Origin of the sequence: Rivularia sp. UHCC 0363, from assembly GCF_034931125.1 — a bacterium.
Classification (GTDB): domain Bacteria; phylum Cyanobacteriota; class Cyanobacteriia; order Cyanobacteriales; family Nostocaceae; genus Rivularia.
In genome coordinates, this window is record NZ_JAYGHM010000007.1 from 112,179 (window position 1) to 124,823 (window position 12,645).

At 38.1% G+C, this 12,645-nt stretch carries 10 protein-coding genes; 4 read left to right on the forward strand and 6 right to left on the reverse strand.

Annotated features, from left to right (window positions below; translation table 11 throughout):
* Positions 1-98: 98 nt before the first annotated feature.
* Positions 99-674 (reverse strand): hypothetical protein, encoded by a 576-nt coding sequence (locus VB797_RS06305; RefSeq protein ID WP_323236803.1) that lies wholly within the window; start codon positions 672-674, stop codon positions 99-101.
* A 1,075-nt stretch (positions 675-1,749) separates the two neighbouring features.
* Here VB797_RS06305 and VB797_RS06310 point away from each other — a divergent pair.
* Complete coding sequence (locus tag VB797_RS06310; RefSeq protein ID WP_323236804.1) at positions 1,750-3,129, forward strand: sensor histidine kinase; 1,380 nt, start codon at positions 1,750-1,752, stop codon at positions 3,127-3,129.
* Positions 3,130-3,410: 281 nt separating this feature from the next.
* Complete coding sequence (locus VB797_RS06315) at positions 3,411-4,259, forward strand: DUF2267 domain-containing protein (protein ID WP_323236805.1); 849 nt, start codon at positions 3,411-3,413, stop codon at positions 4,257-4,259.
* Positions 4,260-5,284: 1,025 nt separating this feature from the next.
* Here VB797_RS06315 and VB797_RS06320 read toward each other — a convergent pair.
* Positions 5,285-6,373, reverse strand: a complete 1,089-nt coding sequence (locus VB797_RS06320; RefSeq protein ID WP_323236862.1) for a tetratricopeptide repeat protein — start codon at positions 6,371-6,373, stop codon at positions 5,285-5,287.
* A 94-nt stretch (positions 6,374-6,467) separates the two neighbouring features.
* Positions 6,468-7,106, reverse strand: coding sequence for a sigma-70 family RNA polymerase sigma factor (locus VB797_RS06325; RefSeq protein ID WP_323236806.1), 639 nt, complete (start codon positions 7,104-7,106; stop codon positions 6,468-6,470).
* Positions 7,107-7,311: 205 nt separating this feature from the next.
* On the opposite strand from VB797_RS06325, the gene VB797_RS06330 reads away from it, so the two are divergent.
* Positions 7,312-7,896, forward strand: a complete 585-nt coding sequence (locus VB797_RS06330; protein WP_323236807.1) for a glyoxalase-like domain protein — start codon at positions 7,312-7,314, stop codon at positions 7,894-7,896.
* Between the two features lie 353 nt (positions 7,897-8,249).
* On the opposite strand, the gene VB797_RS06335 is transcribed toward VB797_RS06330, so the two are convergent.
* The 3 genes from VB797_RS06335 to lysS all read right to left on the reverse strand — a co-directional run bounded on the left by VB797_RS06335 (position 8,250) and on the right by lysS (position 11,107).
* A complete protein-coding gene (locus VB797_RS06335; RefSeq protein WP_323236808.1) occupies positions 8,250-8,708 on the reverse strand; it encodes a hypothetical protein in 459 nt (152 codons plus the stop codon).
* 75 nt (positions 8,709-8,783) lie between these two features.
* On the reverse strand, positions 8,784-9,479 hold the full coding sequence (locus VB797_RS06340; protein ID WP_323236809.1) for a hypothetical protein: 696 nt from the start codon (positions 9,477-9,479) through the stop codon (positions 8,784-8,786).
* Between the two features lie 104 nt (positions 9,480-9,583).
* On the reverse strand, positions 9,584-11,107 hold the full coding sequence (lysS, locus tag VB797_RS06345; RefSeq protein WP_323236810.1) for a lysine--tRNA ligase: 1,524 nt from the start codon (positions 11,105-11,107) through the stop codon (positions 9,584-9,586).
* Between the two features lie 403 nt (positions 11,108-11,510).
* On the opposite strand from lysS, the gene VB797_RS06350 reads away from it, so the two are divergent.
* Positions 11,511-12,461 carry an SDH family Clp fold serine proteinase gene (locus tag VB797_RS06350; protein ID WP_323236811.1) on the forward strand — a complete coding sequence of 317 codons (951 nt, stop codon included), beginning with the start codon at positions 11,511-11,513 and terminating at the stop codon, positions 12,459-12,461.
* Positions 12,462-12,645: the final 184 nt, after the last annotated feature.

Below are 12,645 nucleotides of genomic sequence, written 5' to 3' on the forward strand. Positions count from 1 at the left end.
CACTTTACTTCGATCTTCAACTATGTAAAATACTTTGCTTTTAGAAGATTCTGGAAGCAGGCATTTGCCTGCACCAGAACTATTAATAGTAAATCTAACTACGGATTAGTAACTCGGATTGTTAATACACCTCCACTGTATGTACCCGAGGTAGTATTAGGATTTGCAAATTTGAAATTAAGTGTTGCTGAACCCTCCTGATAACCACCACCACCAGGGATTGAAACGGGAGTGAGGGTTCCTTTGGTTGCACTCATCGTAACTGTCTCTGACGAACCAGGAAATCCAGTTCCAGATGTTCCAGATGTCAAAGTAGGTTGACTTGCAGCAATCTCAATATTGTCAGCGGTAACATTATTACCCCAAACTTGATACAAGCGAGGAATACTTTTAGCAACGGTGTCTGTTGAGGTACCAGAAGGAGCAGTCGTTACCAAAGGAGTAATACCTGCTTTCTCGTTGTAAATTCCTGCGTCTTGGTCTACAGATCTTCCTCCTCGTAAATCTTGTGGACTAACTGTAAATCTCAATTCGGAATATGTACGTAGGAAAATAGCTGGGGTGATTTCTACCTGTACTGGTAAAGTTGCGGTTTGTGCATGAGCAGGTGCTGAAATCATCGCGCTACCTAAAGCTGCTGCACTAGCTACAAAAATGCCTAGAATCTTCTTCATTTAAAAATATCCTCTGTGTTTCTTAGTAAGGTAAATGTTGTTTGTTTGAGAAACTCTCTGTTTCTGACTTATCCAAATTAATTTGCTAAAGGGATGAATAAAACCTGGAGAATGAAGTTATTAGAATAAAAATACACGTACCTAAATTTGTGGAGCCAATATTCCGGTACCGCACTTTTAATGCAGGGCTTTAAAACCCATAACTTTAACTTCACACTTTAATTAAACGGTTTGATAGATATTCCCTGGTAAGCCGGACAATGAAAGAATATGATTGTTATGAAGACAATCAAATTAATTAAAATATTACTTTTTCTATACACATCACCTCCTTTACGGATTAAATTAAAACCTTCTTTATCTATCTCGCTTACGTAAATAATTAATGCAGCGACAATTCATAAACGAGATTTTAGAAATACTTTTATTAACAGTTAATTCTAATAAAATTGCCTATGAATTAGATTTTGCGCTTAACTTATGCTGTCGCTTCCGTTATAGATAGGGAACTGAAAGGAGTTTAAAACGTCAATTTTACTAACTAAGTAGATAAAATATTGCTTTATGAACAATAGCAATTTTGCCAGTATATTCCGCAATTAAAAATATATGGAATATACTATTTCCTAAATATGAAAATTACAAAAGCTTGACATCATTGTTTGTTCACTCCTCCATAAACACACTGTCCTGAACTCCCATACATTTTTATTACTTTCAATCAACAAAGTTTATTGAAACTGTTGCCGATCAAAGCTTTAATTAATATTGTTCGTTGCTTCGTGACAGGTTCACATCAAGAATGTAACCTCTATTCCTAAAAGACACCTTCAGTGAGATTATGGAATTACGCGGCGAAAGAGAAAAAAATAACTTAGTGGTTTTACTGAGGCTGACTATATATTATGTTTTAAGTATGATACATGCAGTTAAATGAGTTAGGAGTTAGGAGTTAGGAATTAAGAGTTAGGAATTAGGAATTTGGAGTTAGGAATTTGGAGTTAAGAATTTATGTGCTAAAACTATTAACCTTTAACCTTTGACCTTTAACCTTTAACCTTTAACCTGATAGATTATGTTTCAAGCTACTCGTCGCCGTCTGGCTATTTGGTATACTGCCGTGACAGCTGTGTTATTACTGCTTTTCGCTAGTGGAGTGTATCTATATGTACGCAATACTTTGATTGAGCGGATTGACGATACCTTGAACCATGTTGTGGAAGTTGTAGAGCGATCGCTAGTTATTGAAGCTGTATCGAATCAAACTCAATTTTATGTAAATGTGGAAGCAAGTTTTCGCGATAATACCAATACCACGGAAGATGACCGCATCGATTTAGAATGGTTTAGCCCTACTGGTAAATTACTTTGGTCAACTTTATCTGAACCTTTAGATATTCCGATTCATCCCAATCCTCTGGGTGAAACTGTACGTGTGGTTAGAGATGACAACGAAACTTCTGCGATCGCATTGCGACAAGTTACTCAAAGGGTGCAGGTTGGAAGGCAAGTTTTAGGATATCTGCGGGTGAGTCATCCTTGGTTTGAAGTCACAAAACCTAGCCGTGAGTTAATTGTTGATTTGGCTTTAGGTATTGGTTTGATGTTAGTTTCTGTTGCAGCAAGCGGATGGTTTCTTTCTGGGAAAGCAATGCAACCTGTACGGGAATCTTATCAACATCTTAAACAGTTTACCGCAGATGCTTCTCACGAACTCAGAAGCCCGATCGCACTAATTCAAACTAACGTACAAGTTGCTTTGGATGAGTTGGAAGTAACCCAAGCACAAGGAGCTAATGTAGAGCATTATCAACAACAGTTAAAAGTAGTAGAACGATTAACGCAGCGTCTGGGTAAGTTAGTCAACGATTTACTATTTCTAGCGCGTCAAGATAGCGGAATTATCGCTTACGAATTTTCTGATTGTCCTATAGATGCTTTGTTAATGGAAGTAGTTGAAGAACAACAATTACTGGCTGTTGCAAAAAATATTAACCTTTTTTTGAAATTAATTGAATCTCCGCAAACTGAACTTAATCCGGAATTACTTGATGATTGGTTTACGCTTACGGGTAATTGGGAACAATTGGTACGTTTGTTCACGAATTTGATTAGCAATGCTTTACGCTATACCCCAGAAAATGGCAAAGTGAAAGTTGAATTAAGCCGTGTAGAAATTGTCGGTCGGTTATTATTACAAGTGCAAGTCAAGGATAACGGTATTGGTATTCCATCTGAAGCGCTACCACGTTTATTTGACCGTTTTTATCGAGTAGATCCAGCACGCAGTCATGGATCTGGGAATACTTTTATTAAAAATACTGCGGGTTCGGGTTTGGGACTAGCTATCTGTCAGGCAATTATCGAAAATCATCGCGGACAAGTACAAATTGAAAGCATTCTTGATAAAGGTACAACAGTTACTGTCACTTTGCCAATTGCTCTAGAGTCTTAATTATTCCCAATAAAAATGTTTCAAGTGGCAGATGTAATTTATTTCTTGTGACAGATGTACATGAGTAACTTTACCTACTAATGTTGTTAACAATGCTTGAAGAATAAAACTGTTCGTTAAAGTACTTGCAGAATGTAAAAGCTAAGTAGCAGATAGGATCGAATTGTCCTGACTGCTTTTTGGTGTGGACTATTAACTAATTACAAATTGCTCTTTTACTTTCAATGATCATTTACTCAGCAGCAACCTATGTATAAAAATAAAGCTTTCAGGAGGGTTAAATGCCAATTAATTTAAGAGAAGATGTTGCGTTTATTATACTCAAAAAAATTAATGATAGCGGTTCGGAGATGCACAAAGTTGGCTTCACCCAAACCGATTTTACTGGTAGAGGATTAACGCAAAGTGACTTTTTGGGTCATTTAGATTATCTAAATCAAAAACAATATATTAAAGCTGAATTTTCGGGGAATGCATATGCAAATCAGGAAGATGTTCCCAGTGTAGTAGACTCTGATGAAGTTGATATTAGAGTTGCCAATACTTTCGGTGCTGAAGATGGTCCTCTTCCTCACTTAATTAGTTTTAAAAAGGCAGAATTGACCGAGAAAGGCAAAAAATTACTTGAAAAAATGCAGGAAAATCCTCCCGAAGCTTTAGATAAAGGACCAGCGACTCAAATTGCAACTAAAGATATGCCTTTCTTAGAAAAGGTAATGCTTAAGGGTAGTTTGAATGATATCTTTGACGCTAGAGATATCAGTGAAGTGGTGTTCCGTACCATGCGAGATATGATGACTACGGAAGCATCCGAACGTGTCGCTGAAGAATTACACGAACCAGCAGAACCTACCAAGGATAAAGCTCTACAAAATGAAATTGCCGATTTATGGAAAGACACTAACCCGATTGTGGCTTTCTTAAGTAAAGTTCGTCCACCTCTAAAAATTAAATCTGACACTTTCTTATTCCGCATTCGTCAAGAAGGCAGTTTACAGAAGGGTGTGGATGAAAAAATGGTAGTTAAAGCTGTATTTTCAGCAACTAAAGACGAATTATCTCAAGACAGAATTAAGGAAATTGAACAGTTTCTACCCGATCAAATTCTTCAATTGTGGCAAGAAGCTTAATATTAAAAGTTAGGAGTTAAAACCACCGGAGTTAGGAGTTTGTATTAATTCCTAACTCTTTATTTTTTGGTTCTCAAATATTCAGCTACATAAGTACTTACGCAAAATTATTTATATAATTACTCGTGAGTTATATGAACCTTTCCTACTCCCTATTCCTTCCCCAGACGAAATCTTTAATTTATTTTGCACGAGTACTTAAGTTATGAAGAGCGTCGCACTATGAATGTTTTATCCCGCTTTCATTAATGTGGTGGAATAGTAACAGGTTTGGGTAGTGCGTGTGCGTAAGCGCAGACTCACGAAATGTGCGCGTTCACCGCAAGGTGTTCCCGCAGGGAAGCGCAAACGTCTCGCTCGCTGATTGGTTTTAGCTCGCTATTGGTCACGAGCGACCAAGATGGTCGCACTACGAATGTTTTACCCCGCTTTCATTAATGTGGTGGAATAGTAGTGGTCGATTGCATTAAATTTGACTGGTTTTTATCACAACCCGTCGGAGGTTGAAAACCCCCGTCTAATAGCGAAAGTCCTATAAATAGGACTGAAATACAAGCCGTCAAAATTAATGAAAAGAACTAGTACTCCACCACATAAGTTATGAGGAGTTAGCGTAGTGCGAGCGTCCCGCTCGCTAGTTGCTTTTAGCTCGCTGGTTGTAACGAGCGTGTGCGTAAGCGCAGATTCGCGCAGCGTCGCACTACGAATGCTTTATCCCGCTTTCATTAATGTGGTCGAGTACTAGTCACAACCTACCCGGATGGTGCGTGACGCTACAAGTCTTGTAACCACCTACAAAATTTATTCAAGCGTCACACACTAGGGTGTTGACTCTGTGGTTTTTTTGGGCTAAAAGTTCATACAGTTTTTATGTTGGCTTTTGACGGTCGGCAGAGCCGACTGTCATGGGTTCCCAGCCGGAGGCTGGGAACCAGTTAGGCTGGGAACCAGTTAATGCATGAGCCAAAAATAGGGAAATACTATCAAAGTCAACACCCTAGTCACACACCCTACAAGAATAGTAGCTATTTCTTCATCATTTGAGTAACTCGATCGCGCAATAGCACTTCTTTTGCACTATCTTCGAGGTTGTGGGCTAAAGTAATTGCTCTTTCGTAAAAGTTACGAGCGGTGGAGTATTTACCCAGCTTCTCGTAGAGTTGAGCGTAGGATTCAAAGGATTTTAATTCTTCTTGGGGGTTACGTAACTCTTTGGCGATCGCAAGACGTTTTTCTAGTAAGTCAAAAGCCCGATTGTATCTTCCTACCGCACCATGAGCAGCTACTAACCCATCAATTGCTCGTAATTGATTGACATTATCCCGCGCTGTTTGAGCAAGTCTTAATGCCGCACCATAAGTACCAATCTTGTCTTGATAAGTACCAATAACAGTGTAGGCTTCACCTAGATTATTTAAAGTGTTTGCTTCACCGATAGGGTCGCCAACTTGTCGGCGGTAATTAAGAGCATTTTTGTAAAGTTTGACCGCTTTACTATAATCTCCTAATCTTGCTGCTGTTAATCCTAAATTGCTTAGCGAGAGTCCGTATCCGTCTTTACTATCAATGTTTTGAGCTATGATAAATGCTTGTTCAAAAGTTTGAGAAGCAGTTCTGAATTCGCCTTTTTGTAACAATAAAGTGCCGATGTTATTTAATGCAAAAATCTGACTTTGGAAGTCTTTAGTATCGCGAGCGATCGCCAAGCGTCTACGAATCGCATCTTCGGCTTTTTTATACTGCTTTAACTGTACATAACCCTTGCCCAAAAATTCGTAGGTTAAACCAAGTGCATTCAAATCGCCGATTGAATGATAAATTTCCAATGCCTGCAATAATGATGTAACTGCTTTATCAGAGTTTCCCTCAATATTTTGTCGTTCACCCAAACGCAGCAAAGTATCGGCTTCATCTCGCGATCGCAACAAAACTTTTCCATCGATGGGCGCTTGATGCAGTTGTTCGGTAATATCAGTAGCAGTAGCAGCTGTAGTTAACAATAAAGAAAATAGTAAAAAATAAAAAGCATGTTGCATCCAAGGCAGTTGCTTCCTAAAAATACCGGATATTGATGGTTGAGATTGAGCCTTGGACAGTAGATTCCACTGTTTCATATTCATATAAATTGTCCGTGAAAATGAATTTTAAGTAAAAGAATTTACAAAAAAGCTAAATATTACCAGCATTTATCCAGTTGATTAAGTATTTTCACGCAGATACAGGTTGAAGGAAATTTTCACCTAAGTATATGGCACGGACATCTGCTGGTAATTTTTCTTCTAGCATACGATAACCTTGTTGAAGAAAATTTGCTACTTCATTTGGAGAAATTACTTCTCCTTCAGCCTGTAAATAAGCAGCAATTCTGGTTTCACTCCAGTGGAAGGTTTGAGCCATTAAGACCATCAATCTTAACATTGGTGGTAATTGGTCTAAAGCTTGCTCGACGTAACACCACAGCGGTGGAGAAGTGGTCTTGAGGGAATAATGAATGTTTTCGGTCGGTGGCACTTCTGTTTCATTGATACAGTAAGCCGTCATGTTAATCAGCCAGTTTTGTAAAGTTAAAGCTGGGCTACCTGGTTCTGCACTTTCGAGATTAACTGCTCCTACTTGGTAGTAAATATGCTTCCAGGTCATCGCAAATAAATAATCGGCTTGTACTGGCGATCGCGCTGAATGCATAATCAAGGTGTAGACAATTGGACTGTATCGGCAAAAAATCGCCGTAAAATACCTTCCAGCGTCTGGATGCTGACCAAACAAAGTTATCAGTTCTTGGTCGCTTTTATGGAACAGTGACTTGACTAAGGGATGGTTGGATTCTGGGAAATGAGGAATTTGCACAGTCTTTTTTAATCTATGTTGCTAGAATTATTTCAGAAATGTATATTTTTTGTTAATCGCATAATATCTTGGTGTTGATGTATTTAGTACGAAATGTTTGATTAAAAGTTTTCATACACTATAAGCACGACTTTTTATTTAAGTCTTAATTGACAACAGCCAAAAACAGTTTTCTTCGTTTTCTTATATATTTACTGATTTGTTCATGGTTATACCAGTTGACTTGATACCTTACCTGTTTACTCCGACTACTTTAGGCTCTTTTCTACCATTAGACAGCTTGTTCTCCACCCAGGGCATCATGGTGATGCTGCTAGCGGCTTATGCTGGTGCAATGTGGATGTTCCTTAGCAGCGCTCCGAAGGTACACACTGTTATGGTGTCGGATTTGGAAGTTGCCCGAGATTTGTACGAAGGGCTGTTAGATTTACCGGCAGCAGAAGTACCTTTGCACTATTATTACAATTACGAACAAACAATCGGTGCAACGGGTATTGACCCGATGTACTTAGGTAGCAGTCCGACTTATCCCAGCAGAATGAATACAGCGACTGAAGGACTTTGGTATCAATTGAAGAAAAATACTCAGTTGCACGTGATTACTGGGGCTAGTTTGGGGAACAAAAGTCAACAGCGTCACGTATGTTTTGATCGTGACTGTCTGGAAATGATTTTACTACGAGTAGAAACACGCGGCTTAAAATTCAAAATTCGCAATCGTAAACCATTGGTTTTCTTAGTTAAGGATTACGAAGGACGTGTTGTTGAAATGGCCGAAGTTGCGAATTAAGTTAAGAATTAGGAGTTTACTCTCGTTACAAGGTTCTACCTTGTAATGCATTTTAGCGAGGCTCTGCCTCGCCTTCATTTGGAGGCAGAGCCTCTCATATAGGGGTTCCCAGCCAGAGGCTAGGAACCAGTTAGTTCGTAGGTTGGGTTAAGCGCACGAAGAATAATGATGTTCAACAAGAAATTAAGAAGAGCGCTGTAACCCAACATTGCCTAACGGGATATTAATGAACTACCAGCCCTTACTTCTTTGAAGGACTGGTTTCTACATCTAGTTCATTAAAAACGAAATTTGATTTTCGTGTGTAACCCAACCTATAAACTTTAGTTATTCATTGATAATTGATTACCTCATTACCGGCTAATTTGAAAAATTATCTCCAACCTCTGAACCAAATGTTCTGCTAAATCCAACAAATCAACAGTATCGTCCGAGCCAAAACTGCGATTATTACGACAGCTAGCACTTTCTACTAACATAGTTTTAATCGCAAATACTCTATTTTCTGCTTCCGAAAGTCTCAGACAATCTTCTAATTGAGTGGCTATTTCTTGCAGTGATTTACCTTGTGACTGCTTTCTCACGCTGACAGCTACCCAATCATCACTTTCCAAAAAAGTAGTAACTGATTCTACAAAATTAGTTTGTGTAAGTTCGTCTTCATCCCACCTTTCTAACCAATCTCCATCAACATCCTCAGCATATAAGTAAGCTGCTTCTAATCCATACCTAACTATGTCATTTTGTAATTTTTGAGCTGCTTCTACAGATTCTATAAACTTATCTAATCTCTTCTGAGTGTCGATTGACATTTCTTTAACCATTCTGACTCAAAGTACTAAAAAATCTTGACTTACACGCTTCGTTAAAAATTAGCTACAAATTAATTAAAAATTAAATGTTAAATAAATACCCGTTTCCAAATTGTCGCTGTTATACAGCGTTACATTAACTATTCTGTCTACAAAATCAGTCACACCCGGATTGTAACTTAGTAGCAATCCTTTATCTATCTTCCAAAAACGCAACGTAGATTCCCAATTGTTCGATTTTTCTTGAAAAAATTCTTCACTTAAGCTAGTAAGTTGAACGCAAAGAGATTTATCGGACTTACTACTTACAATTATATCAGTTGCCATTGAGAGGTCAGCAATATATCTTTTGACAACAGTACCTCCACGACGTTGAACGTTATTTATTACAGATGCAATAAAATCAATGTCTTCCCCTGCGAATTCACCAGACATTAATTTTTGTCTCCAAATGTAAAATTTGGCATCATTCTCATTTAGCCACTTGGGAAATAAGTAGCTGTACCAAAATTTTAAACTCGGTTTCAAGGCATTAAAAGCTGCTTGCTGTTCTTCGTAGGTCGGTAAAGATTTGACTCTCAACCAAGCTTCAGCATCTCTTATTACTTGTTCTAAAAATAAAATTACAAATTTTTTAGCAGTCAAAGAACCAGGTTTTAAGTCTTTTACCCAACGATCTATTTCATCTAATCTGCTTGCTAAACTCGGGTCTACTATAGATGCTTCCCTTATTAAAGATTTTAGCCTATTTTTGATATCTTTTGCTTGCAAAAAATGATATCCCTCGCATCATAAAATTAGATTTAGTCCGATTGCATTAACTATATATAAAGTAAAAATGGTGCGTTAGGCAATACCAAACGCACCTGGAAAAATTATTCCGGGGAATTTTCAGCAATCGGCTTTTCTGGCTTGAGTAGGGGAAAAGCTATAACATCCCGAATACTAGCCGCATCGGTTAATAACATCACTAAGCGATCAATACCGATACCCAAGCCACCCGTAGGAGGCATTCCGTATTCTAAAGCGGTAAGGAAGTCTTCATCAACACTTTGAGCCTCTAAGTCACCCGCAGCTTTTCGTTCTGCTTGTGCTTCTAAACGCTGACGCTGGTCAATCGGGTCGGTAAGCTCGGAAAAACTATTAGCAGTTTCTCTGCCTACCATATATAATTCAAATCGTTCAACTAAACCGGGTTTAGAACGATGGGGTTTTGCTAAAGGTGAAATTTCAACGGGGAAATCAGTGACGAATGTAGGTTGAATTAGATTTTCTTCTACTTTTTGTTCAAACGCTTCATTTAGAAGTTTACCCAGGGTAGGGCAATCATCTATGTCTTCAATTCCAGCATCTTTACAGTTAGCTTTAGCTTCATCTAAATTTTGGCAAGAATTAAAATCGACTCCAGAATATTCTTTGACCAAATCATGCATTGTGACTCTTCGCCAAGGAGGAGTCAAATCAACTTCAGTTCCTTGGTAATTAATTTTTAGCGTACCGATAACTTCTTGACTGACAGTAGTAATAATACCTTCAGTCAAATCCATCATATCGTTGTAATCGGCGTAAGCTTGGTAAAGTTCAATAGTGGTAAATTCCGGATTGTGACGGGTTGAAATGCCCTCATTGCGGAAAATTCGTCCTAATTCAAAAACTTTTTCAAACCCACCGACAATTAACCGCTTCAAATGAAGTTCGGTAGCAATCCGCAAATACAGCTGCATTTCCAGCGTATTGTGGTAAGTGATAAACGGACGTGCATCCGCACCCCCCGCTTCACTTTGCATTACCGGAGTTTCAATTTCAATAAATCCCCGCTCGTCCAAATAGCGACGAATTCCCGCAGTAATCAAAGCCCGACGACGAAAAGTTTGTCGCACCTCTGGGTTAACAATCAGATCTACATAACGCTGACGATAACGTTTAGTAATATCAGTTAACCCATGCCATTTGTCGGGTAAAGGTAATAAGGATTTGGTTAAGACAGCATATTGCCGCACATAAACCGATAATTCCCCCTTTTCAGTCCGTTTAATAGTTCCTTTAGCTCCTAAAATATCGCCGATATCCGTAAGCTGCTTCAAATTTTGGAAAGCTGACTCATCAATATCAGGCATACTTTCAGAAATGCGTTTTTTCTCCAAATAAAGCTGAATAGTGCCAGTTTCATCCTGCAAAGTGAAAAATGCCAACTTACCCATGACACGACGGGTCATAATTCGTCCGGCGATCGCTACTTCAAAATCAACTTCTTCACCGTTGGCTAAATCGGCAAACTTTTCTTGTAATTCAGCAGCATGATGGGTTAGTTCCCAACTATAAGCATAGGGATTCATTCCCTGTTGTCGTAACTGTTCTACTTTTTCTAGCCTTGTGGCACGGATATCTTCTTCCGACATGGTTTACGAACTTACGAGCGGCAAGATCTCATTATAGTTCTCTGCCCGCATTGTACATTGAGAATAGTTGGGTTTTTTCAATTTCTCGTTCCCACCCAGAGTCTGGGAACAAGAAATTAACTAAGCTATTGGAGCTTCTCTAACTGCCACAAATTTATACAAAGACAAGGGCTTTTAGGTATTGATTTGATTTAGGTTTGACTGAAGGCAGAGCCTTCTAAAAAGCATTCCCAGCCAGAGTCTGGGGAGAAATAGGATTGCAGGTAATATACATAATTTAACTCAATCGCCACATTGTATTTTTTATATCTTTAAAATCCGTAATAATTCAGCAATAATTTGATAACTTATGTCTAAAAAATATGCAGGCTAAGTTACAAATAGATATTTATATATTAATTAGATGGAAAACAAAGAGCAATTAATTAGATGCGTTGAGTATGTTTCAGAAGAACTCAATGCTGATGTTTTTCTATATAGTGCTGAAATCACAGATTTAAACGCCGATAAGTTAATTAATGAAATCAAACAATCATCACCAAAAAGAGATAATGTAGTCTTGATTATGACTACTTACGGTGGCGACCCCGATGCAGCTTTTAGAGTTGCCCGTTATATCAAAAGAAAGTATAAGAAGTTTACTTTATTTGTCTTTGGTTATTGCAAAAGTGCTGGGACTTTATTGGCATTGGGAGCAGATGAAATTGTCATATCCGACTTTGGTGAATTAGGTCCCCTTGATGTCCAAGTTACCAAAGATGATGACTTTAGAAGCGAGTCTGTATTAGATATCCAGCAAGCTTTGTCTGTAATTGGCTCCCAAGCTTTTGAAATGTTTGAGAGTTATTTGTTAAACTTAATTTCTGGGACTCAAGCGCTGATTACTACTAAGACAGCAGCGGACATTGCTAGTTCTATGGCTGTTAATTTATTGTCCCCGATTTCCAGTCAAATTGACCCGCTCAGATTGGGTGAAATGAATAGATTGATGAATATTGCTTTAGCTTATGGTCAAAGATTAAAGCCGGAAGGTATTGAAGTTATCAAAGACCTAATTTATAACTATCCTTCTCATAGCTTTGTGATTGATTATGAAGAAGCCAAAAAACTATTTGATTGCGTTCGGGAACCAACAGAATTAGAGTCTGACTTAGAAGAAATTATATTTCCTTTGGTACGTAAACCCTCTGCTACAGAAATAATTTTGAATCTAGAAAAATTAAACGAGGAAGATGAAGAAAATTCAGATAGAAATAACCCAGATCGGGAAAGAGTTACGCAAAAATCAGTTTTTACAGACTATGGAAAGAATGAAGCGGTTGAAGGAAATATCTTACCCTTTGATAAAAAGTAGCGATCTAAATCATGTTATTGCTTCTCCAAGCACAATATTTAAAATTTTGCAAAAATAGGTTTAAGGATTGGGTTTATTAGTTTTAGAAATCGCTTTCCAAATTAATCGCGATTACAGCCGATTTCATTTGAGTGAGGTACAGGACATATCGTTATAAGGGAGTAGGGGAATGTACCTCATTTAT